22 protein-coding genes are annotated in these 22,189 nt (G+C 43.2%); 12 read left to right on the top strand and 10 right to left on the bottom strand.

Going from position 1 to position 22,189, the window contains the following annotated elements; all coding sequences use genetic code 11:
- Positions 1 to 2 precede the first annotated feature (2 nt).
- Positions 3 to 425, bottom strand: coding sequence for a GNAT family N-acetyltransferase (locus tag R7O03_RS04195; protein ID WP_005375519.1), 423 nt, complete (start codon positions 423 to 425; stop codon positions 3 to 5).
- A gap of 79 nt (positions 426 to 504) precedes the next feature.
- Positions 505 to 1,137 (bottom strand): LysE family translocator, encoded by a 633-nt coding sequence (locus R7O03_RS04190; protein ID WP_318131529.1) that lies wholly within the window; start codon positions 1,135 to 1,137, stop codon positions 505 to 507.
- Positions 1,138 to 1,366: 229 nt separating this feature from the next.
- Here R7O03_RS04190 and R7O03_RS04185 point away from each other — a divergent pair, with 229 nt between their 5' ends.
- From R7O03_RS04185 to R7O03_RS04175, 3 genes are all read left to right on the top strand, one after another.
- A complete protein-coding gene (locus R7O03_RS04185) occupies positions 1,367 to 2,194 on the top strand; it encodes an AraC family transcriptional regulator (protein ID WP_005385198.1) in 828 nt (275 codons plus the stop codon).
- A gap of 79 nt (positions 2,195 to 2,273) precedes the next feature.
- Complete coding sequence (locus tag R7O03_RS04180) at positions 2,274 to 2,984, top strand: AzlC family ABC transporter permease (protein WP_213885957.1); 711 nt, start codon at positions 2,274 to 2,276, stop codon at positions 2,982 to 2,984.
- Positions 2,984 to 3,295 carry an AzlD domain-containing protein gene (locus R7O03_RS04175; RefSeq protein ID WP_005385193.1) on the top strand — a complete coding sequence of 104 codons (312 nt, stop codon included), beginning with the start codon at positions 2,984 to 2,986 and terminating at the stop codon, positions 3,293 to 3,295. The genes R7O03_RS04180 and R7O03_RS04175 overlap by 1 nt, the downstream gene beginning before the upstream one ends.
- Here the strand turns inward: R7O03_RS04175 and R7O03_RS04170 are convergent.
- Together R7O03_RS04170 and R7O03_RS04165 are read right to left on the bottom strand one after the other, a co-directional pair.
- The gene (locus R7O03_RS04170; RefSeq protein WP_017635857.1) at positions 3,292 to 3,906 is read right to left on the bottom strand and encodes a fumarylacetoacetate hydrolase family protein; all 615 of its coding nucleotides are present in this window, start codon (positions 3,904 to 3,906) and stop codon (positions 3,292 to 3,294) included. The two genes, R7O03_RS04175 and R7O03_RS04170, sit on opposite strands and share 4 nt — an antisense overlap.
- Positions 3,907 to 4,126: 220 nt before the next feature.
- Complete coding sequence (locus R7O03_RS04165; protein ID WP_042521502.1) at positions 4,127 to 5,185, bottom strand: porin; 1,059 nt, start codon at positions 5,183 to 5,185, stop codon at positions 4,127 to 4,129.
- Between the two features lie 609 nt (positions 5,186 to 5,794).
- Here R7O03_RS04165 and R7O03_RS04160 point away from each other — a divergent pair.
- The 3 genes from R7O03_RS04160 (at position 5,795) to R7O03_RS04150 (ending at position 8,746) form a co-directional block, all read left to right on the top strand.
- On the top strand, positions 5,795 to 6,766 hold the full coding sequence (locus tag R7O03_RS04160; protein WP_318131527.1) for a porin: 972 nt from the start codon (positions 5,795 to 5,797) through the stop codon (positions 6,764 to 6,766).
- Positions 6,767 to 7,230: 464 nt separating this feature from the next.
- On the top strand, positions 7,231 to 8,088 hold the full coding sequence (locus R7O03_RS04155) for a DMT family transporter (protein WP_005375542.1): 858 nt from the start codon (positions 7,231 to 7,233) through the stop codon (positions 8,086 to 8,088).
- Positions 8,089 to 8,131: 43 nt separating this feature from the next.
- Positions 8,132 to 8,746 (top strand): glutaredoxin domain-containing protein, encoded by a 615-nt coding sequence (locus R7O03_RS04150; RefSeq protein WP_053307846.1) that lies wholly within the window; start codon positions 8,132 to 8,134, stop codon positions 8,744 to 8,746.
- 127 nt (positions 8,747 to 8,873) lie between these two features.
- Here the strand turns inward: R7O03_RS04150 and R7O03_RS04145 are convergent, their stop codons facing one another.
- From R7O03_RS04145 to R7O03_RS04135, 3 genes are all read right to left on the bottom strand, one after another.
- The gene (locus tag R7O03_RS04145) at positions 8,874 to 9,008 is read right to left on the bottom strand and encodes a hypothetical protein (protein WP_017635854.1); all 135 of its coding nucleotides are present in this window, start codon (positions 9,006 to 9,008) and stop codon (positions 8,874 to 8,876) included.
- A gap of 133 nt (positions 9,009 to 9,141) precedes the next feature.
- A complete protein-coding gene (locus R7O03_RS04140) occupies positions 9,142 to 9,489 on the bottom strand; it encodes a hypothetical protein (protein WP_005375501.1) in 348 nt (115 codons plus the stop codon).
- A gap of 176 nt (positions 9,490 to 9,665) precedes the next feature.
- The gene (locus R7O03_RS04135) at positions 9,666 to 10,859 is read right to left on the bottom strand and encodes a multidrug effflux MFS transporter (RefSeq protein WP_017821607.1); all 1,194 of its coding nucleotides are present in this window, start codon (positions 10,857 to 10,859) and stop codon (positions 9,666 to 9,668) included.
- Positions 10,860 to 10,964: 105 nt separating this feature from the next.
- On the opposite strand from R7O03_RS04135, the gene R7O03_RS04130 reads away from it, so the two are divergent.
- Both R7O03_RS04130 and R7O03_RS04125 read left to right on the top strand, forming a co-directional pair.
- The gene (locus R7O03_RS04130; RefSeq protein WP_017635852.1) at positions 10,965 to 11,852 is read left to right on the top strand and encodes a LysR family transcriptional regulator; all 888 of its coding nucleotides are present in this window, start codon (positions 10,965 to 10,967) and stop codon (positions 11,850 to 11,852) included.
- 183 nt (positions 11,853 to 12,035) lie between these two features.
- Complete coding sequence (locus R7O03_RS04125) at positions 12,036 to 13,856, top strand: putative bifunctional diguanylate cyclase/phosphodiesterase (RefSeq protein WP_005375494.1); 1,821 nt, start codon at positions 12,036 to 12,038, stop codon at positions 13,854 to 13,856.
- Between the two features lie 106 nt (positions 13,857 to 13,962).
- On the opposite strand, the gene R7O03_RS04120 is transcribed toward R7O03_RS04125, so the two are convergent.
- Both R7O03_RS04120 and R7O03_RS04115 read right to left on the bottom strand, forming a co-directional pair.
- Positions 13,963 to 15,246 carry a peptidoglycan DD-metalloendopeptidase family protein gene (locus R7O03_RS04120; RefSeq protein WP_025768471.1) on the bottom strand — a complete coding sequence of 428 codons (1,284 nt, stop codon included), beginning with the start codon at positions 15,244 to 15,246 and terminating at the stop codon, positions 13,963 to 13,965.
- A gap of 124 nt (positions 15,247 to 15,370) precedes the next feature.
- The gene (locus tag R7O03_RS04115) at positions 15,371 to 16,000 is read right to left on the bottom strand and encodes a hypothetical protein (RefSeq protein ID WP_017635850.1); all 630 of its coding nucleotides are present in this window, start codon (positions 15,998 to 16,000) and stop codon (positions 15,371 to 15,373) included.
- 200 nt (positions 16,001 to 16,200) lie between these two features.
- Here R7O03_RS04115 and R7O03_RS04110 point away from each other — a divergent pair, with 200 nt between their 5' ends.
- The 4 genes from R7O03_RS04110 (at position 16,201) to R7O03_RS04095 (ending at position 21,555) form a co-directional block, all read left to right on the top strand.
- Complete coding sequence (locus tag R7O03_RS04110) at positions 16,201 to 16,602, top strand: GFA family protein (RefSeq protein ID WP_017635849.1); 402 nt, start codon at positions 16,201 to 16,203, stop codon at positions 16,600 to 16,602.
- Between the two features lie 153 nt (positions 16,603 to 16,755).
- Positions 16,756 to 17,427 carry a YoaK family protein gene (locus R7O03_RS04105; RefSeq protein WP_005375484.1) on the top strand — a complete coding sequence of 224 codons (672 nt, stop codon included), beginning with the start codon at positions 16,756 to 16,758 and terminating at the stop codon, positions 17,425 to 17,427.
- Positions 17,428 to 17,882: 455 nt separating this feature from the next.
- Positions 17,883 to 19,247 (top strand): YjiH family protein, encoded by a 1,365-nt coding sequence (locus R7O03_RS04100; RefSeq protein ID WP_017635848.1) that lies wholly within the window; start codon positions 17,883 to 17,885, stop codon positions 19,245 to 19,247.
- Between the two features lie 436 nt (positions 19,248 to 19,683).
- Entirely contained in the window at positions 19,684 to 21,555 is a 1,872-nt protein-coding gene (locus R7O03_RS04095) for a methyl-accepting chemotaxis protein (RefSeq protein WP_318131525.1), read from the top strand.
- A 138-nt stretch (positions 21,556 to 21,693) separates the two neighbouring features.
- Here the strand turns inward: R7O03_RS04095 and R7O03_RS04090 are convergent, their stop codons facing one another.
- Positions 21,694 to 22,029 (bottom strand): hypothetical protein, encoded by a 336-nt coding sequence (locus R7O03_RS04090; RefSeq protein ID WP_080996217.1) that lies wholly within the window; start codon positions 22,027 to 22,029, stop codon positions 21,694 to 21,696.
- Positions 22,030 to 22,189: the final 160 nt, after the last annotated feature.

Here is a 22,189-nt window from a genome sequence, read left to right as displayed (position 1 = left end):
CCCTAGCCTACAATTTCCTTTTGTAGAAAGTACTTGTGGATCCCCTCTGCAGGATAGCCTGAGTACTGCCCCACTTTCTCAAAACCCAATTTGAGATAGAACTCAAGAGCTTGAAAGCTGTAGGTATCCAAATAAACATGGGTAACCCCATGAGGCTTTACTTTTTGTTCTAGCATCGACATTAATTGGCTACCGAGACCAGAGGTTCGACTTTCAGCGTCTACCCACAAAAACTCAACAAATACCGTATTTTTAAACATTTCGCCAGTCAAGCCACCCATGATCTTGCCATTCTCATCTTTTGCGAAACAGCCTACAGCATGCACTTCCCCTTCAGGTAAATGCAGTCGGTTATAAGATCGAATACCTTCACGAACAAAATCAAGGTCTGTTTGATCTGGATTTAAACAAAATTCAAGCTTCATATACCCTCTCCTTAGGAAACACCAATATCCTAAAACAAAAAGCCAGCAATTGCTGGCTTTCTGATGGAATATGATAACTTTACAAGGCGAAACTACTCAGCATCCACAACGCCAGAATAACAAACACTAACCCCATTAGTTTATGTTGATACGTGCGGAGTTTTTCGTTCTCGAGCAGCCCTTTGCCCAATGTGCCTGCTAACCCAACAAGTAATAAATTGAATGACAAGCCAAGAACGTTCAACAATAACCCTAGCGCTAGCATCTGCTCACCAGAAGATGCCGTGATATTGCTTGAGACAAACTGCGGCAAAAACATCACAAAAAAGACTAAGGCTTTAGGGTTGAGCAAATTACTCATCAAAGCACGTTGATAATAAGTTGATGCCATTTTGTTTTGACCATCAAGCTCTGGAGCCGAAGATGCCTCAGCTCGTAAGCAGTCCCAACCCATTTTTAGCAAGTAAGCGCCACCTAATAGATGAAGGACTTTAAGGGCTATTGGGCTCATGGCAATCAGGGTAGATACGCCCATTGCAGCAAGCAAAGTAAGAATAACACCAGACGTCGCATTGCCTAAGCTAGCAAAAAAACCGACCTTCTTACCGTAACTCATACTAGAGCTCGCTATCAGCAACATATCGGGCCCTGGTAACAGCAACAAAGCCACTACTGCGGTGAGATAAACAGGAAGTACAGATAAATCAATCATGATGAAACCGCTTTTCTACAACAAGGCGGCGAATGTTATACCAACAAAATAACATCATCCAGCCCAAAATAGCCAAGATAAATCAAAAAATAAAAATCATAGTTTGCCCAGTTGAAAAATAGCAATCAATTCGCCTGTTTATCAAAATCGAATAGCAATTTTGTACAAAAATAAGCACGATGGATCCGTTACACTTCTAAAATGATTTTCTTGAGCAGACCGGATAAAGATGAAAGAAAAGAATAAGGAAATCGCTACCTTCAAGATAGCTCAAGAGCTCGGCGGTTTAGAACTTCTCGATGCAAAGTATGAGAAGCAGAATTTTTCACGCCATAGCCACGAAGGTTACACTATTGGTGTCATCGAAAAAGGGGCACAACAATTTTTTAGGACGGGCGGGAATCATATCGCGCCACAGGACAGCATCATCCTTGTTAATGCAGATGAAGTACACAACGGACATTCAGCCTCGGAAGGCGGCTGGGAATACAAAGCAATGTACCCCGTACCTCAGCAGTTTCAAACTTTAGGACAAGAGCTTGGTTCACCAAATGTAGCTCTGCCCTACTTCCCTCAACCTGTGGTTTACGATCCTGAGCTGGCTAGTCAGTTACGATTGGTATTTGAAACACTAGAAAAATCAGACAACCGTTTGTTGAGAGAAACTTTGGTTTACGGCACGTTGATTAAGCTAGCCAGTAAACACAGCACTCATCGGGCACCACTGAAAGAATCAACCAGAGCTCAGCGACAAGTGCAGCTAGTCAGAGAATTTTTGGAAGACTTTCCACAAACGGACGTCTCACTAGAAGAACTCGCCAAACTGTCTGGATTAAGCCCTTTTCATCTGCTGAGAGAGTTTCAAAAGCAATTTGGCTTTCCGCCTCATGCCTATCAAATTCAGCAACGTTTACGTATGGCGAAGAAGCTACTAAAAATGGGACAAAAAATTTCAGACGTGGCACAAGAATGCGGCTTCCATGATCAAAGCCATCTGCATCGACACTTTAAAAAAGCCATGGGCGTCACTCCCGGCCAATACGTCCGTCACAGCTAAAGCAGCAATATTGTACAAGGCGTTATGCGACTACCGAGCTATCTTGGTAATCTGATTTAGGAATAAATAAGAAGAAACTATGGACCACACTTTGCCGTTACAAAAAGAATCAAAAGCCACGCTATTTTGGCAAGGTACACTTGCGATGATGCCTCTGAGTATCGCAGTGCTCCCTTGGGGCTTACTCGCAGGCTCATTCGCAATTGATACTGGGCTTCACCCTTTGGAAGGACAAGCACTATCCGCCATTCTGTTCGCAGGTTCTGCACAGCTCGTCGCGATGGGAATGATTAAAACGGGAGCAGGTCTAGTGACCATGTTACTGACAACGCTTTTTATCACCTCTCGACACTTCCTCTACAGTGTATCGATGCGCAGTAAAATTGCACCGCTCCCTCTAAAATGGCGATTATCACTCGGCTTCTTACTTACTGACGAGCTATTTGCGATTGTAGGCCACCATTCCGATAAACAGTTTAATCGCTGGTATGCACTTGGGGCTGGTCTGAGTTTTTACCTGTTTTGGAATGTCGCGACATTGACGGGCATTATTGCGGGAAGTCTAATCCCTGAACTGAACGAAATGGGTTTGGAATTTGCTGTAGCCGCAACTTTTATCGCGATAGTAGTACCCACCATTAAAAATGCAGCAGTGCTCGCGAGTGTTATTGTGGCTTTGGTGAGCTCAGTTGCCCTAACCTATTATCAAATTGAGGGAAGTTTGATGATTTCAAGCATTTTAGCCATGCTTACTGGTTACTTTGTGGAACAAGTAAAGGAGAAACGCTAATGATCATGTTGGCTATTTTGCTGATGACGGTACTTGTTTTCACCAGCCGCTACTTGTTTTTAGAACCCAAGCTACCATTGCGATTAGGGACGCGCACTCAAAAAGTACTCAATTACGCTAGCCCCGCAGTACTGACTGCGATCTGGGCACCTATCGTTTTCATTCCCGATGGGGAGCTCAGCGTCAATGTGCAAAACCCATTTTTACTGGCTGCCGTACTGGCTGCTTTAATCGCGTATTTTACTAAAAATGTTCTTTTAACGACGGTTATCAGTATGGTGGTATTTCTCGTTCTACGAATTTGGCTTTAATCCGCCAACCACTCAATCTCCAACAAGGTGACATCGCCACACTTTAATCGACCAAGGAAGATGTCACCTTCATGTACCTCACCAACGCCCTTTGGTGTACCAGTCATCACTACATCGCCATCTTGAAGTGTTGTGTAACTGGTTAATTCATCCAGGATAGTTAGCGGCGGGTAGAGCATTTGGTTAACGTGACCTTTTTGTACACGAACACAGTTAATTAAGAGCTCAAGGTTAAGATCATTGATATCAATGTTATCCAAAGAGACAAACCGACTAAACACAGCAGAGCCATCAAATGCCTTAGCACGCTCCCACGGCAACCCCTGATTTTTAAGCGAGGATTGCAAACCACGCTTGGTCAGATCCAATCCCAAACCAACCGCTGAATAACGTCCATCCTTGATCAAAAAGCAGATTTCAGCCTCATAATGAAGGGGCTCTTGATGGAATGAACGCAGAGTTGTTGATACGGAAGTTGCGGGTTTATTAAATACCACCATTTGCTCAGGCATTGCATTATTAAGCTCATGAATATGTTCAACGTAATTTCGTCCAACACAAAGCACTTTACCCACTTCTACTTTCTTTTCTTCAACTTGAATAACACTCATCATTCTTCCCTGCAAAACAAAAATCCCATCATAATCTAACCTATTGACTTAACGACACTAAATAGCAACCTCTAGTGTAAAAAATAAGACATTCACCCCGTTTTGAGTTTTGTATCATCTAATTGAAACAGCAAAGTATTTGTAAAACAAATAGACAAAAAAGCCAGCACGAGGCTGGCTTTAGATCAATGAGCTGAATAATAGTTCTCGCTAAATCCTATTATAGGTAGTAACGAGCACCTAACGCCCATTTGTCATCAGTTTCACGACCATTGTCGTCATTTAGGTCAAACTGGTAACCCGCGTAACCAACAAATTTAGGCGTGAAGTTGTATTCTGCTTGTAGTGCCATTTCTTCACGAGCAGTTTCTGTTTTAGAGCTCTTAAACTCTTTACCTTCCACCATCTCATAGTTAACACTCAAGTTTAGGCTGTTTGCTAGAGCGTATGCGATGATCGCTTCGTATGCATCACTTTCTTCTAAACGGTCGCCTTTTGCACTGAAGTTCATGTTTTCGTTTGAACCATAAACCGCAGCAAGGAATAGGCCTTGGCCGTACGCACCGTAAGATGCTGATACAACGTGTGATTCCGCCGTGTGCTTACCTGCATATGCAGGGTGCTGGAAATCGCCGCCATTGTAAGAGTAACCGATTTTAGCGCCCATGATTGAGTAAGAAAGCGCAGCTTGCACACGGTCATCGTATTTAGCACCGCCAGTTATAACTCCAGCATCGTTGCGCGTGTAATCATCGTTTGCACCCTGCCAACCAAGACCAAAGTTGATCACACCCGCTTCACCCAGCTCGATGGCATTACGGTAAGAAAGCATTTTATCCGCACGGCCAGTGCCAAGGTTTCCATGATCGTCATAGATGAAGTCGTTGGCAAACGCGATTGGCATATCTGCAATACCTGCGACATCGTAGTAAGGTGACCATTGCGTACCACCTACTGCACGACCATAAACCTCATGCGTTATACCTAAGTAACCTAGACGAGTTTTAAACGACTCTTCACCACCGTCTAAGTAGTTTAGCGCCCATTCACCACGTGCGTCTGCGGTGAAGCCATTACCCAAATCCTGTGTCGCAGAGATATTGATACGAGGAGAGTTAGTACCCACATCCGTGTCACCTTGCTCTGATCCATTTAAATTAACAGAAACGTGGCCGCCCATCGAAAATGTTGTGCCATCGTTATTATATAGTTCCACTGCAACTGCTTGAGTACCGAAGGTTGCTGCCGCGATTGCCGCTGCTAATAATTTTTTATTCATTTCTAAATCCATTACTTATTAGTTGGTTAGTCAGTTTTAGACCCGGCTTTGGTTCACTTTCGTAAAAACGAAATGATGAACAAAGAGAGGAATACAAAGGCTATCCGAGGCATCGTTTCCACCAGATTAGTTTTACCTTTGTGTAACAACTGCCGACACTTTATTTGATTAGTTCCTGACAACCGAGTGAAAAGATCTCAGACAAAACCTAAAAAGCAATCGTTTACTTAGCCTTCAAGAAATCGAGAAATAAAAACCTTACAATAAGAAATGCTTTAGAGAGAGTTAGCTCACAAATAGCTGATGATTCGCTATTTTTAGGCCAAACTTCCCTGCCAAATTGAAATGTTTACTTACATTTAGGGTCAAGAAACAATTCAGGAACTTTTTGAAAAAAACACAGTCTTCAACGGAGAGGAAAAAACCTCAAAAAAGATAAACCTTTCTTTTTATAAGTGGTATGAGAAGGGGCACTTATTCTCGCCAGCAATAAAAGTGCAATCAAATCATAACTTAACAGAAATCTATCTTTCATTTTCAGCCTTTACCTTAGCGTCATCAACACATCGGGCAAGAAAGCCCATCGATTACAACTAGGGTAATAAGAAAATGAAAAAGGCAGCACTAACTACTGCAATTCTTACAGCATTGGTATCAGCACCATCATTCGCAGCAACTGTATACAAAAACGACGGTACTGAATTAAAAGTTGGCGGCCGCGTTGAGTTTCGTGGTGACTTCATCGGTTCAGACGGTGCTGAAGTTGAAGGTTCCATGGAAGATAAAAGCCGTGCTCGTCTTAACCTAAAAGGTAAAACAGACATCGGCAACGGCCTTTCTGCTTTCGGTGTTTACGAAGCCGAACAAAAAACGGGCAAGAGTGAATTCAAAAACCGCTACATGTATGCAGGCATCGACTCTGATATCGGTGCTTTCTCTGTAGGTCGTCAAGACATGGCTGCAGTCATCATCTCTGACATGACGGATATCACAGAATTCTCTGGTGTTCAGCAAGTTATTGATTCGTCTTCTGATAAGCAAGACAGCGTTTTCGCATACCGTGGTGCGTTTGATGCACTACAACTTCAAGCAACCTACCAAGCAAACTCTAGCGATAACGAAGATAAATACGGCATCTCTGGAATGTACTCACTACCAATGGGCCTCGACTTTGGTCTTGCATACTCTGGTGGCGATGTAGATAAAGATAACTCTGAAGATCAAATTCTAGGTGGTATCGCTTACTCGATGGACAACCTTTACCTAGCAGGTACTTATTCTCAAGGTTCCCTGACTGACTCTGAAGACTTTACGGCTTACGAGCTAGTCGCAAGCTACAAAGTAGCAAGCAAAGTGACACTTGCAGCTCTATACACAGCTCAAGAGAATGATCCAGACAACGGTTCAAAGTACGACACAGTTGAAGGTATCGAGCTTGTTGGTTACTACAAACTAAACAGCAACTTCCGTACTTACCTGTCTTACTACATCAACCAACTTGATGAAGCAAAAGATGCAACAACAGGTCTAGTAACAGAAGGCGAAGATACACTGCGCCTAGGCGTACGTTACGATTTCTAATTCACTCTTGTCCTAAGAGCGAGTCCACTTGGCCAGCACCTTTGCTGGCCATTTTTTATGTAACCCAACACAACTCGATAAGTTTTCACACTATCCAAGCATCGCTCAGCAATGAAAAACGAGCGTAACGACGCCTACTTCTGCCCTCTTTTAATGCGATTGATCACTAAGTTAGTGCATTTCATCTAATCGACAACATAGAAAAACCAAAAAACCATTTAAAATCAAATATATAAAAGTTGGCACGTGTTCTGCAATGTTATTTATGCAAATGCATGGCAGCGTTTGTGCTTCTCGTTCTTTGTACCTGTTATAACAGGCACGTCCTTTGAATTGGTAATGTCGCCTCCCTCTGGGAGGCATTTTTTTATTGGCGCGAAAAACAATAGGACGTATGATCCCGCCACCTCTATCAAACTGGAATTTTTCAATTGAATCATCATCCTGTTCAAGGTGCGTCCTGGATGCTAACAGCTGGCTTGGCATTCGCCATAGTGAACAGCTTCGCCCAAATTGCTAGCATCAACTTTGGTGTCTCCTCCACCACATTTGCGTTATTCCAATATGCAATCGCCTTATTTGTTATTCTGCCCTACCTACGTACACTTGGGATTAGACGTTCTTTAAGAACCCAACACTTTGGCTGGCATGCATTCCGCATTTTTCTCTCTGTTATCGGGATTCAACTTTGGTTATGGGCTCTCGCTTACCCAGTTCCAATTTGGCAAGGTATTGCACTTCTCATGACCTCCCCGTTATTTGCCACAGTTGGTTCTGGCTTGTTACTCAAAGAGAAAGTAGGTACTGCACGCTGGTTAGCGACATTGACGGGGTTTGTTGGTGCCATGATCATTCTTGAGCCTTGGGCAGACTCATTTACATGGGCGACCCTGCTCCCTGTTGGCGCCGCATTTTTCTGGGCAGCGTATTCATTAATGGTTAAAAAAATGTCGGTAAACGATCCGCCTTCAACCATGGTCGTCTATTTATTACTGCTGATAACGCCATTTAATATCTTGTTAGCGATACCGACGTTTACTATGCCAGATACGTGGACGATATGGGGTGTGCTTTTAGCCGCAGGTGCACTTACAGCACTCGCTCAATGGGCTATCGTTAAAGCATATGCAGTAGCAGACGCCTCATTTGTGCAACCATTTGATCACGCCAAACTGCCTTTGAATGTTGTTGCTGGTTGGTTGGTGTTTGGTTGGGTGCCTCCTGGTCGTTTATGGTTAGGTGCTGCGATTATTATTGCATCTATTGCGTTTATTACGCATTGGGAAGCGAAAAAGACAAAGTTAGTTGAAAGAAAAATCTAATTTAAAAGTTCTATATTTTCAGGAAAGGAAATGAGGAACCCATATGAGTCAACCAATCAAAATTACACTGTATCGCTGGGCTGGTAGTTGGGGCCCATTCAAAGTCAATATTCCTTGTGGTGAATGTACATTAACCAAAGATATTTTAAAGGATACTTTTGAAAACGAACTAGCCGATGTGCCCGTTGAACTTGAAGTAAAAGATTGGTTATCGCACTGGTGGGAACCATTAAAAGCTGGTGCTTGGCATGCACCCATTCTTCTTGTCGAAGGGAAAGTTATCAGCCAAGGAGAAGCATTGAATCGGGGTGTGCTTGTACAGTCTGTTATTGCTGAGTGGGTAAAACGCGATGAGCTAAAAGGCAACATTGTTTATGGTAAAGCAACTTGCCCTTACTGTGTCAAAGCCAAACAATTACTTGACGAGGCTGGCGTTCAGTATGAGTACCATGATGTAGTTAAAGACAGCGCCGCCTTATACCGCATGATTCCTGAAGTAAAAGCCATCATTGGCGAAAAAACACCGGTAACAGTGCCGCAAATTTGGTTAGATGGAAAATATGTTGGAGGCGCTGACGATTTAGAAAAGTGGTTATCAGCAAAGGGGCTAGATAAAGTGCCTAACAATGTTGTGGAGATACCAAGCCAATCCGCGTAATTCTAGATTTAAATGTCATCAATCTTTGAGTAGCGTTTTGCCAATGTTGTGCAATATGTTGGCTACTTACTAACAACAAAACAGAGAAAAGCAAAAAGCCCTGATTTTTCAATCAGGGCTTTTTAAATTATTTCGCCAGTTTTTTAATAACACGAGCAAAAACAGAAGCTTTTTTCTTCTTCGCTTTACCGTAAAGCGCTTTGTGCATCGCGTCTTTTGCAATCATCTGGCCAATATAAGCACCACCAAGTTCGTTACCCATGACCTTCTCCTGAATGTATTGACTTAACTATGTTGTAATTTTACACCACAATTAGATAAAAACAAGACTCCAGTCACATTTATTTTGTAATTAACTTTCAGTTTGATTTTCGTGGATTTCTTGAAATGAGCGTCTATCGCTTAGGTTGTTGGTATGTTTTACCCGCTGCGACGTACGTATCTTTCTGTTTGATTTCAAAGAATGTTTCAAAGAACCACGCAGCAAACTTGATCAAGTGATCGCCTTCATTCATGACGTGCTCTACGTATTCTTGCTCTTCTCCGGACTCATCTTCTTGAGTGGTAATATGGTAAATACGTTTCTCACCATCAACTTCTGCAAGGCCAAACTGACCCGTTAGGGATTGCGCCGCTTGTGCAACTTCTTCTTCCTCACACGCCTTCAAGATTTCAAGTGCCTTTGGCATGCTTTCTTGCTGAGTAATTTCTTTTACCAGTGTTTCAAATTCGTTTTGTTGCATTCTTTCACCTAACGATTAGAGATCGGATAGCCATTGGGCAGAAATGTATTCCAAGCTTGAGAGAAGTATCAAGGTTCGCCCTCTTCCTTTCAAACCAAGTCATTCAGTATACACAACAAGCCAGACTTAATTTAGCTGCGCATTTTAGAAAGCCGACCTTCTGGTTGCAAGTATATTCAGATGGAAGTTTCTGCTTGAACCGTCCCTTCTGGCACTTTACGAAATTGGCTTAGTACAAGAACAAAGCAAGAAAGTAACGCAATAAACAAATAAAACACCCCAAGCTGCTGCTGATTCGTAACCCATGAGTCTACTAAGTACCCACCAAACAAACCTGCTAAACACATTTGAATAGAGCCAGATAACGCAGAAACCGCGCCTGCCTGTTGCTTATGTGGCGAGAGTAGCAAACTAATCGATACTGGGAATGACATGCCTTGGGCAAAACTTAAACACGTGAATGCCGTCAGCAATGAAAATACACTGAAGGGGGTAACCAACAACATGAAGCCAGCAACAGCAACAATCGCGAAACTCATCAGCAAGATTTGCTGAGCTTTGTAACGAGCATTGATCAAATTCAGCACTAAGCTACCCGTCAGCAAACCAACTGACGGTATGATCATCAAAGAGCCGTAATCTGCCGCCGTTAATCCTAACTCTTGTTGCATTAAAAATGGATACAAGGAGAGCGTAACCAGAGCCGATAAATAACTAAGCCAGTTGTAGCTCGCACTACCAATCACTTGTGTATTCGTTAACAGACGCAAATAGTTCGCGCTTACTTCGCCTACTTTAAATTTTCTCTTCGGATAAGGCAGCGTTTCTGGCAGCACCAATAAACCAAGTGTAAAAATTGCCATTAAGTAAATCAGTACAAACACGAAGACAGCATGCCAACTCAGGTGAAAAGCAATCCAGCCACCAAACAGCGGAGCAATAATTGGCATCACTGAAGCAGTGACTGAAATATAAGATAGCGCTTTGGTTAATTGCATACCGTCATAACTATCACGCAGTACTGACCGACCAAGTACCGAAGCGCTGCCCGCTCCTAGGCCTTGCAGTAACCGTCCCGCTTCAAGGGCAACAATGTTGTCCGAAAACGCGATGCAAATAACCGTACCAACTAGATATACACTTTGCCCCAGAATAAACACTGGCCGACGACCAATCGCATCAGACAATGGGCCGTAAAAAAGCTGAGAGATACCGAAGCCAACGAGAAATAGCGTGACGAGATTCTGAATCGAATGTTGCGGCAAATTCAAGTCATGACCAATCAATGGCAAAGAAGGAAGATAAATACTAACGCCAACTTGGCCTGTGGCAATGATCATCATCGCTAATAACAATGGTGTTTTACGCAAACGTTCCTCCTACTTTGTGACAGATTGATGGCAAACAGTGTATATTTGATACTCAAAGATGATAATCAGCTAAGTTGGAAAGGAATTAATTCCCAAGGAGATACAATGGACTGGATTCAAAGCGTGAAGAGTTATATTCGTGTGGTCGAAGAAGGTAGCTTTAATGCAGCAGCGCGGAAACTCAATACCACCAGCTCAGCTATCAGTAAGCGAGTTCAATGGCTAGAAGATAAAATTGGCGTTCAACTACTCAAACGTACGACCCGCTCAATTAGCCAAACTGAAGCTGGTGCGCTGTTTTATCAACGAGCAAAAAGTCAGCTTGATTCATGGCAATCGGTATTAGATGAAACTCGCTCAGTCAACCAATCACCAGCGGGGCTATTAAAAATTGGCGCGACACTGGCCGTTGGTTCCAAGTTTCTAGTTCATTATCTCGATGATTTTCTTGAGAAATATCCAGACATCACACTTCAATTAACAACAACGCTACCAGGCCAATTGCCAGAGCTAAGCTTAGACCTGTTTATTAGCCGGGAATTAGAGCAACTGAACTCTCTGAGTTTCAAAGCCACTGCGCTTTTCGAACATAAAGCCCAGTTTTACGCTGCGCCTAGTTACCTAAAAAAATATGGAACACCGCAATGCGTTGAGGATCTGACAGAGCATAATGTCCTGATTTGGGGAGAAAAACCCTCACGAGAAATCAAAACAAATCGAGGTAAGCGTATCAGCTTGTCCGGTAACTTTGCCACGACCAACCCAGAAGCGCTGTTTCATGGTGCCAAAAGAGGCATGGGTATTTTGATGACGAACAACGTCATGATCAAAGATGATCTCAAATCCGGCGCGTTAGTCCCTATCCTGCCCGATATCACAGCGGATAAAGCCACTGTATATGCCTACTATCCAAAGCTGGATTATCAGCATACCCGGACTAAGCTATTCCTCGATTATCTCAAATCACGATTAGAAGAGGAGAAGCGCGCCTAGCTTAGCGTTTTTATCGCTATACCTTTAAAAGGTTCAAGCATAAAAACATGAAAATAATGATTTGTTCGTTCACAAAATTTGAAAAATCTGCCTTAGTAACCGATAGTTTATTTGATGCATATCAAATAATAATTCGTCGTGTCTTACACGATATGTTAATAACAACGCTAGGTGAAATGCTCGATGGGTCAGGTACAAATCAGTTTCCACAAAATTGATGAGATATTGAAGCTAAACGGCACGGCTCAGCTAAACCGAGTCACGTTAGATATTCATCAACACTTGCAGAGCCATTGCACTTGCGTTGTAGAAGTTGCGCATCTTCAGCATTCGGCTCATACCATTTCCTTCGCCAGCAATGGAAAAATTACAGACAACCTAAGCTACCACCTTTCAGGCACCCCCTGTGAAAAAGTGGCGAAAGACATTGGCGAACATATTTTCTATCAAGACCAGGTATACAAGCGTTTTCCTGAAGATCAGATGTTTCAAGAAGATGGCATTCAAGCTTACATTGGCCTGCCATTGAAGACACAAAATGGCGAAGTTCTGGGAATTTTACTGTCTACCTTTACCCGAAGCATCCACGCGAAAGAAGCGCAAGATATCCTCGACTTCCACCGATTTTATGCCAATGTCATTATTCATAGCTTACGTGAAAAGTGGGTCAGTGAACGTTCAGATAAGCTTCTTAATCAGCTTAGCTATGAGGTATCGCATGATAACCTAACTGGACTGCTCAACCGTAGCTGTTTAGCTGATACCTTGGAGACATTAACGCAGCAAGCGACTCGTCCATTCAGTTTGGCGTATCTTGATATCGATAATTTCAAATCGATCAATGATATCAACGGAAACTATATCGGCGACCAAATCATTAAGTTCACAGCTAACGCCATTCAACAGAGCTTGTCGTCGCCAAACAATGCGTTCCGTGTTGCAGGAGATGAATTCGCCTTCATCACGTACGACGAAGATCCTGTCGCCGTGTGTCAGGAAGTACTCGACAAAATTGAAAGCGGCTACAGCGACAAATCTAACCGGATTTCTTTCACCGTTAGTATTGGTATTGCACGTGCCCCAGTACATATGTTGAACAGCGATGAGCTGATTTTGAATGCCAGTCTCGCTCTCAAAGATTGTAAAAAACACCGCGATACACGGATTCAGCATTACGACACACACCTTAGTGCGTTATACCACCGTAGGACGCAGCTTATTGAGGCAATGCGAATCCAGCTAAGTACTGATATACAAGACAGCGATGAGTTGTATGTAGTGGTTCAACCGATCGTCGATATCACGAGCGACCGCTGGAATTACTTTGAAATTTTGACTCGTTGGAATAGCAATATCTATGGAAATATCTCTCCAGCGGAGTTCATTGAAGCTGCCGAACAATCAGGCCTGATTATCGAGTTAGGTGAACGGATTATTGAACTCGCGTGTATCGCAAAGCAAGAACTCGAAGCGAACCTAGGCTATAAAGTCAAACTCTCCATCAATTGCTCAGCGTATGAGCTGGTTGATTCCAACCGTTATATTAATCACTTAACCAACATGGTTGAAAAGTATCAGCACGAAGCAAAAGACTTTGTTATAGAGCTCACCGAGACCGTCTTACTCTCACAAAGTGGCCGTGAACAGATGGTACTTAACTCGTTGCGATACTTGGGTTTTAAAGTCGCACTGGATGATTTTGGTACGGGATACTCAAGCTTGAACTATATACACAATTATCCGATTGATAGCATCAAAATCGATGCTACCTTTGTGCAGAACATGCTCTCAAATACAACCTCTGAACAAGTAGTGTTTTTGATAGCGCAATTGGCAGAGCTGCTCGATGTGGATTTGATTGCCGAAGGAGTAGAAGACGATAGAGCACTACAAAAGTTAATTGAAATGGGCTGCCACTACATCCAAGGTTATTTTTACTCTCGTCCACACAGTGTTGAAGAAATCGTACACCTGATAAATGAACGTGAAGTGCGGAGTGCCTAACGTACTGAACAGACTGCTGTCATAGAATTCAAATCTAGTTAATGCACAAAGTAAAAGAGACCAAGCTATGCTTAGTCTCTTTTTGTTTTTTGAGCGAAGTACTTTATTACAGCACTGCTTTCTCTTTATCGCGTAATAGTCTATCCATTTCATCTCTGTTCGCGACAAAAGTAGCCATCTCTTTCTTAGGAACAGAACTCGCCATTGGGATATTTGCTCGCATAGCGTTAACTGGACGGCCGTATTCAATCAACTCATAGTGAAGGTGTGGCCCAGTCACTCGACCTGTTTTACCAGAAAGACCGATACGCTGGCCTCGAGAAACCTTTTGCCCTTTCTTCACCAAAATCTTACTTAGGTGTAAGTAACGGGTTTTGTATTTGCTGCCGTGCTCAACAACCACGTAGTTACCCGCATAAGGGTGTTTACGAGTCATGATCACTGTACCATCACCAGTAGAAACGACTGGTGTACCGGTTGGTACAGCAAAGTCAGTGCCGTTGTGCGGCGCAACACGCCCCGTTACTGGATGTAAACGATTAGGGTTGAAGCCAGAACTGATACGCCAACGGCTACTTACAGGGTAACGCTGGAATGCGCGCTGTAAGCTTTCACCTTTGGCATTGTAGAATTGACCATCAGTATGAAGGTAAGCGGTGATCTCGCGGCCGCGATTATAAATCTTAATCGCCTCAATTTCGTTCTTACCTGTTGGTACACCATTGATGCTTTGTGAGCGGCGAACAACTTCAAATCGATCACCTGCACGAAGATCACGTCCAAAGTTAAGTTGTTCTTTGAGTAAGCTTACGACTTGACTCACTTCCGCCGACGTTAAACCTAAACGACTCGCAGAAGAAGAAAAACTGCCTTGAATAACGCCAACTAAAGGTTCTTGGCTCCACACGCCAGGAATGGAAATATCAGTAAAGTCATAGCTACCATCACTATTCAGCTTGTAGACCACTTTATCTGCAATAGAAAATTGCAGTTCCATTTTCGCTAACTCGCCTGTCGCATCATCACGCCAGAAACGGAGCGTATTGCCCGGCTTAAGTGTATCAAGTGCCAAGTAGTTCAAATCCGTTTCCATTACTTTCATTAACGAGCTGTAACCGAAACCGAGCTGACTAAAAATAGTGCTTAGGTTGTCACCTGCTTGGATTTGATATTCGAAGTTCGGGGGAGTGACAACTTCGGCAGTTGTCGCATCAAGAATTTTTTCAACGACCTGAGATTCAGGTAGGTTCAATGCGATGGTTTTGGTTAAAGATGACTCTTTGAGAGAGTGAGAAACACCAATCGCAACTAAAACTGGCAAGGAGTATAACAGCAGCGCTCTACGACTTGTCAGATTCGGCAACCGTCTTGTAATTTCATTTGTAGACACGGGAATTACTATCTCCTTTCAAACAAGGCTCATAGCTTATGCATTCCCGAATAAGAAATCACTAGGAAATTTCGAGATCTAGCGCAGAAAATACTGAATTTTTACAGAACTCAAAAAAAATTCATCACTGTTGCATATGTAAGTTATTCCCTACACGCTGTAATGTGGATGAATTGAATTGATTTGGCGTGTCTGCCATTGCTTGATCGTCACCGTGCGCTAAATATGAAAGAGTGATAGTTGTATCACTTTTCCATTCGAGCTGAGTAAATTTCACGCGGTCACCAACAAAAATACTGTCTAAAAGGACAACTCGGCTCGGCACGGGGTCAAACTTGAACAAGCCAACATAGTTAAACGAACCGCTACCTTGTGTCGTTACAATCATCGGTGCAACAACCCATGAAACACCTTCAATCTCACGCTGACTAATCGACGCAGTTGGAACAAGTACCTGACCTTTTGTCGCACCTGCATCATAGTCACCGATCAAATAGCCGTTTTCTTTATCCCACTCATCAAGAAAAGTGACCGCACCCTGCTCGGGTACTTGGATCGTCCAAGGGTTACGTGCAGTGATGCCAAGCGTCTCTTGCACAATAACGTTCGTTTCTACTTCTGTTTGAGGAAACTTAGCCATGATCTCGTCATCAGACAAACTAAAACGATAAACACCTGCGATCACAACCACAACCAATAAAACGATTGGAATAAGTAGAATAAGTGGTATCGGCAGGATTTTTTTGTGAGTCATGAAGAGTTCCTTGTTTCAAGGTATAAACGAAAAGCGAGTATACCATTGTATACCCAAATGATTTCACCTCTTCAAGTGTTTCAAAATTAAACTAAACTGATTGTATCCAAATAGTTTCAAGTCCAGAGCTCATAACGAGCTAGTGACACAAGCTCTGTGCTCTAGGTCTATTGGTGTATTGGGACAAATAGGTAATCACGATGACAAAAACCATTCATACATGCGAGTGCGCCTGCGGTTTAGTTGAGATCCGTTGTAAGGGAGAGCCCACCCACACGTCTGTCTGCCATTGCTTCGAATGCCAAAAACGAACTGGCAGTGTTTTTGGGGTACAAGCTCGCTTTGAAAAAGAGCACGTCACTTTAAACGGTGAAGTCACTAGCTATACCCGAATTGGCGATGATGGCAGTGAGGTTCAGTATGACTTTTGTCCATCCTGCGGCACGACAATGAGGTTGTTCGTTTCTGCATACCCGGAAATCATGATCATTCCCGTCGGTCTATTTACCGATAAAGAGTTCCACCAACCTACCGTTTCAGTCTATGAACAAATGAAACACGGGTGGGTGAGTTTCGAATGCACAACGGAACACATCTGCTAGCGAGCAATCCGCGTTCACGTATTTACTTTGGCTCGGACAAACGACCTATAAGTGAGATTTTTTTGAGAATGATCAATCGAGTTTTACTGTAAAGGGTTTCGTAACTCGGTGTGAGCGTTATAATCGGCTCCTAATATTTGGTTGGGGTTTATTGTGATTTCCAGACTTCCTCGTTGGGTGGAATATGGCGCGTTTCTACTAGCTCTTCTCGCGGGCTGCGTCAACGCCGTTGGTCTTCTCGGCTTTCAACACCAAGCGATAACTCATCTTTCGGGAACCGTAACTCAGCTAGGGAACAGCTTGCTAACAGGTGTGGATAGCTCCATTCACCTGCTCTTCATCGTATTTAGCTTTTTGATTGGCGCTGCCTTTAGCGGCTTTTTTATTGAAAGCAGTGCGTTAAAACTAGGGCGAAGATATGGTGTTGCACTGTGCATAGAAGGGAGCTTGCTCTTACTCAGCTTGGGCTTTTTGGTGCAAGGGGATTTGTACGGCCAATATCTAGCATCAGCAGCATGTGGATTACAAAACGCAATGATCACCACGTTTAGCGGCGCAGTAGTCAGAACCACACATATGACCGGAATCATCACCGATCTAGGGATTATGATTGGAGAGAGCTTGAGAGGTCGTCAATTTGACCGACGTAAAGCAAAATTATTCCTATTCATTTTCTTTGGCTTTTTGTTTGGCGGCGTCGCGGGAGCGGCTCTATTTACGGTATATGGTTTATATACGCTGGTTTTCCCAGCAATATTGGCTTTTTCTACAGCTCTGATTTACTGGAGTTACCTATACATACTTAGCCGTCAACAAAAAGCATAAAATTTCGGTCCGATTGAAGCGACATGCTTCAATCGGATTTGGCTCAATAGGTTCACACTGCAACGGTACAAGAAACGCTGAACGGTATTTTGACACCACTAAAAACCTTAAAATAGATAAGGCTAACTGAATTTCTGGCAAAGAAGTTAGTTAGATCAAAATCACATTTGTTTACCATTTTATTATTCCAGTCACAATGCGCCCCATAATTCACTGCGCAATTCACCTCTCGTGCTACAATTTTCTAACACAAGCAACATATTCGCATACACTTAGACGTTATTTGACCAATTACCCGACAAATCGGCTGAATAACTAGATGTATTTAATGAATAGTATTGCAATGGATGCAGTTTGCGGGTACCCTCCGCAAAACTGTGATTAAATACGGATGTTTAGTGAATATTTATGTCATGGAAATGGCAAGTATTGACTAGTAGTAACACGAGACAACTATGCATAACACCACTAATGCTACTGAAGCTCCTAAGGGCAACTTTTGGATGTTTTTCATCCCTTCCCTAATTGGTCTTCTACTCTTTATGGCTCCGATCTCTTACGATGGTGGCCTAACCATTCCCGTTGCCGTGATGGCAAAAGTCATCCCAGCGGTGTTAGGCGATACCTTGATTGCTATCGTCACCAGTATCATCGCTTTCATGGCCGTTGCTTCTGTTCTTTGCAAAATTTTTAAGCCAGCTGCAATTTTACGTAATGGTTTTTTAAACGGTCTCTTCAACCCATCTCCACTTTGGCTCGTTGTTCGTTTAATCGGCGGCGCTGCCGTGTTAATGACGTTCTTCCAAGTGGGTCCAAAAGCAATTTGGGAAGAGAACACTGGCGGGCTTGTTCTTACTGGTCTTCTACCTACTCTGTTTGCCGTTTTCATTTTCGCGGGTTTACTGCTTCCGCTTCTTTTGAACTTCGGTCTTCTGGAGCTATTTGGTGCGTTACTCAGTAAAATAATGCGTCCGGTATTCAACCTACCTGGCCGCAGTGCAATTGACTGTATGGCATCTTGGTTAGGCGACGGAAGTGTTGGTATCTTGCTAACCAGCAAGCAATACGAAAATAAGTTTTATACTCAGCGTGAAGCGGCTGTTGTCGGGACCACTTTCTCAGCAGTATCGATCACGTTTAGCTTAGTTGTTATCGCTCAGGTAAAACTAGAGCACTTATTTTTGCCTTTCTACGGCGCTATCTGTCTAGCTGGTATCGTAGCTGCGATTATCATTCCTCGCCTGCCTCCGCTTAGTCTGAAGAAAGATCGCTACATTGACGGCAGCAACCCAGATAAAGACGCAGATGCAGTGCCAGAAGGCCACACCACATTCTCTTGGGGTATGGATCTAGCTCTTAAGCGTGCTGGTCAAGTCACATCAGTTCAGTCTGTATTTAAAGAAGGCGTACACAACGCAGTCGACATGGTATTTGGCGTACTACCTGTAGTTATGGGTCTTGGTACCGTTGCATTGGTGATTGCAGAATACACGCCTGTATTTGCAATTCTGGGTCAACCGTTTATCCCATACCTAGAGCTACTGCAAGTCCCTGAAGCTGTTGCAGCATCACAGACAATCGTTGTTGGCTTTGCAGATATGTTTATTCCAGCAATTTTAGCGGCCTCAATCGATAACGAAATGACACGTTTTGTTATTGCAGCAATGTCAGTAACTCAGCTTATCTACATGTCGGAAGTAGGTGCCCTACTGTTAGGCAGCAAAATTCCAGTAAACATTGTAGAGCTCTTCGTAATCTTCATTTTACGTACGCTAATCACGTTACCTGTGATTGCTGGCGTTGCTCATCTTATTTTCTAAAATCGAGACGTCAATTAACAAAGGCTCCGCATCGTCGGGGCCTTTTTTATACCTAAAACTCCGTCCACATTAGGCTTTTAGTAAAAAGCTCATAATTTACAAAGACAAAACTTCAACAAAACACCTTTCAGCACCAACAAAATTTTCATCACCTCACCTGTAAAGCCAGTTGATGCCACTGTTTGTTAAGCAATTATTTTCATTATGACGATTTCATTAATTGAGCTCGCAAACATGATCACACTCACAAGTTTTAACGTAAATTGTCGGTTTGTTTAAATTTAGTTAAAAAAGACGACAAATGAGTTCATGTTTTTGACAAAGATGTCGATAAAAATATAACCAAACACAATAGGTTTCTCTTTATGCCCAATTCGCTCGGTTTAAAAGAGGCGAAAGCAAAGTGGAACCAACCGGGAGAATCAGAGGAAAGCTCATGAAATTCAGACATAAGGTTGTCACAGCCTCTTCATTTTTGCTGCTAATTACCGTGTCGTTATTGTCGACACAACAAGTTATGACCATCCGCTCCCAAACTCAGGAGCAAATCGACTCAAGTGTAAACGAGATATTGACCAGTGTTGGTAACACTGTGCAATCAGAAATGAATGCAAAGAAGGATCTCGCTCGCTCCATTACTGAAGTGATTGAGCTTGATCCCAGTTCACATAGCTATGTTCAAAACATACTTGAAAGACCGACGCCAAAAAGCAGCTTCCTTGCCATCGGTTTTGGTTATGAAAGTAATGGCTTTGTGATTGAAAATGACGACGGCTGGGATGCGGGTCCAGACTACGACCCACGTCAGCGTCCTTGGTTTATTGCAGCTAAGAGCAAAGGCGATTTGGTCGTAACCGATCCGTACGTCGATGCGTCTTCGAAAAACGTTATCATCTCTGTTGGTACGCCAGTAAAAGAAAATGGCCAGTTTTTAGCCGGTATGTTTTATGACCTCGAATTAACTACCCTTTCTGATCTGGTCAACCAAGTGAATCTGTTTGATGCTGGTTACTTATTTCTTATCACCGCTGATGGCACAACTATTGCTCACCCTCAAAGTAAGTATAACGGCGAGAAGGTCGGTAGCTACCTCCCGCAAATCGAACTTACGCAATCAGCACAACATGTTGAGATTGATGGCAACCGCTACATGGTTAACCTGACTCACATTCCTGGCGAGAACTGGTACGTAGGTTCGGTGATCGATGAAGCTATTGCCTATTCTGCCGTAGGAGAGCTTCGTAACAACGCTATTATTTATTCAATCATTGCCGTGATTGCATCTATTATCGCCCTAACTCTGTTGATTCGCACTCTCATGCGTCCTTTGGACACGCTAAACAATGCGATTAAAGATGTAGCATCAGGGAAAGGCGACCTTACACAACGCCTCGAAACAGATACTGACCAAGAGTTTTCTGAGCTTGCCACAAACTTCAATACGTTCATGGAGAACTTACAACAGCAAATCATTGAGTCGAAACGTATTTCTGATCAAATTTTAAACGGAACTCAAATCACCGCTGAGGGCGCAAAAGACTCGGCAGGCGCAATTCACACTCAGCTGCAAGAGCTAGAACAACTTGCTACCGCGATGCATGAGATGTCTGTCACCGCGACAGAGGTTGCTAATAATGCGCAAGGTGCGGCAAGTGCAGCCAAAGAAGCCGACCAAGCAACGGTTGAGGGGTCTTCTATCGTTGGTGAATCGACACAAACGATAAACATGCTTTCCGATAGCATTGACCTTGCAGTCGAAGAAGTACAAGTGTTGGAATCTGCTACCGCCAATATCGAAACGATTCTAAAAGTCATCAACGATATTGCGGACCAAACGAACTTACTCGCGTTGAATGCCGCAATCGAGGCTGCACGTGCGGGAGAATCTGGCCGAGGCTTCGCCGTTGTTGCAGATGAAGTACGTACACTGGCACAACGAACTCAAGAGTCGACAACAGAGATTCGTACTATGATTGAGCAACTACAATCTGGCGCTTCATCTGTGGCAAATGCCATGCATCAAAGCAAAGGTAGTGCTATAGAGGCCGTTGAAAAAGCGGGTTTAGCAAATAGTGCGTTACAACGCATTCGTGACGCGATTCAGCGTATTTCCGATATGAACTTGCAAATTGCCTCAGCAGCGGAAGAGCAAAGCCTTGTCGCTGAAGAGATCAACAACAATACGGTGAATATTAAAGACCTATCGACTCAAGTCGCCGAATCAGCAAATCGAACCAACGACGCGATGCAGGCGCAACAAGAAGATGTACATAAACAAGATCAAATCTTAAATAGATTTACTGTCTAACACTCATCTAAGCAAAAACAGCGAGCACCGGCTCGCTGTTTTTGTTTTTAACCCTAGTATTGGTCGATGTTACATGTGCCATGTTGGTGCTATTAAGCTTCAACATTACAAGAACGCCGACTATGTACCCTTTCAAGTTTAATTGAACTCGACATGGATATAGCGATCATTAGAACGACGATAATAACGGTCGTCCACTTTTAGATAAGTGAAATCTCCAATCTTTATGTAGGTACTATTCCGAGGAATTCGGTCATGGTAATAGTAACTGCGCCTTGGTCGTCGGGTCTCCACATAAATAACGTCACGATGTTTGTGTTTATGCTTGCGCTTGTGTTTATGATGGTGGTGATGCGCATGATGGTGATCGTACCGATGTCCATGCTTATGCTTCGGGTCAGCCACCGCTTCTGTACTCAACACACCTAAAGACAACATAACGCCAACCATGGCAAAAGATAATTGCTTTGACACAACAGAGCCTCTTATTCATATCAACATCGATATAATAGAAGGGTGAATCACTGTACATGTCAGCCTTTCGCTAAGGAGTTTTACTAAAAAGTCAGCGCTAACCGTGATTATCAGAGAAACGTCAAACACCACAAATGCTGATGACTTCGAGTGGCCTGGG

Source organism: Vibrio sp. Vb2960 (assembly GCF_033337665.1).
GTDB classification, from domain to species: Bacteria; Pseudomonadota; Gammaproteobacteria; order Enterobacterales; family Vibrionaceae; genus Vibrio; species Vibrio alginolyticus.
This window is presented reverse-complemented; position numbering and strand designations above follow the sequence as displayed.

Bases quoted from the DNA above. Each gene is read 5' to 3' on its own strand.
- R7O03_RS04195 (WP_005375519.1), bottom strand. From the start codon at position 425: ATGAAGCTTGAATTTTGTTTAAATCCAGATCAAACAGACCTTGATTTT.
- R7O03_RS04190 (WP_318131529.1), bottom strand. From the start codon at position 1,137: ATGATTGATTTATCTGTACTTCCTGTTTATCTCACCGCAGTAGTGGCT.
- R7O03_RS04185 (WP_005385198.1), top strand. From the start codon at position 1,367: ATGAAAGAAAAGAATAAGGAAATCGCTACCTTCAAGATAGCTCAAGAG.
- R7O03_RS04180 (WP_213885957.1), top strand. From the start codon at position 2,274: ATGGACCACACTTTGCCGTTACAAAAAGAATCAAAAGCCACGCTATTT.
- R7O03_RS04175 (WP_005385193.1), top strand. From the start codon at position 2,984: ATGATCATGTTGGCTATTTTGCTGATGACGGTACTTGTTTTCACCAGC.
- R7O03_RS04170 (WP_017635857.1), bottom strand. From the start codon at position 3,906: ATGAGTGTTATTCAAGTTGAAGAAAAGAAAGTAGAAGTGGGTAAAGTG.
- R7O03_RS04165 (WP_042521502.1), bottom strand. From the start codon at position 5,185: ATGAATAAAAAATTATTAGCAGCGGCAATCGCGGCAGCAACCTTCGGT.
- R7O03_RS04160 (WP_318131527.1), top strand. From the start codon at position 5,795: ATGAAAAAGGCAGCACTAACTACTGCAATTCTTACAGCATTGGTATCA.
- R7O03_RS04155 (WP_005375542.1), top strand. From the start codon at position 7,231: ATGCTAACAGCTGGCTTGGCATTCGCCATAGTGAACAGCTTCGCCCAA.
- R7O03_RS04150 (WP_053307846.1), top strand. From the start codon at position 8,132: ATGAGTCAACCAATCAAAATTACACTGTATCGCTGGGCTGGTAGTTGG.
- R7O03_RS04145 (WP_017635854.1), bottom strand. From the start codon at position 9,008: ATGGGTAACGAACTTGGTGGTGCTTATATTGGCCAGATGATTGCAAAA.
- R7O03_RS04140 (WP_005375501.1), bottom strand. From the start codon at position 9,489: ATGCAACAAAACGAATTTGAAACACTGGTAAAAGAAATTACTCAGCAA.
- R7O03_RS04130 (WP_017635852.1), top strand. From the start codon at position 10,965: ATGGACTGGATTCAAAGCGTGAAGAGTTATATTCGTGTGGTCGAAGAA.
- R7O03_RS04125 (WP_005375494.1), top strand. From the start codon at position 12,036: ATGGGTCAGGTACAAATCAGTTTCCACAAAATTGATGAGATATTGAAG.
- R7O03_RS04115 (WP_017635850.1), bottom strand. From the start codon at position 16,000: ATGACTCACAAAAAAATCCTGCCGATACCACTTATTCTACTTATTCCA.
- R7O03_RS04110 (WP_017635849.1), top strand. From the start codon at position 16,201: ATGACAAAAACCATTCATACATGCGAGTGCGCCTGCGGTTTAGTTGAG.
- R7O03_RS04100 (WP_017635848.1), top strand. From the start codon at position 17,883: ATGCATAACACCACTAATGCTACTGAAGCTCCTAAGGGCAACTTTTGG.
- R7O03_RS04095 (WP_318131525.1), top strand. From the start codon at position 19,684: ATGAAATTCAGACATAAGGTTGTCACAGCCTCTTCATTTTTGCTGCTA.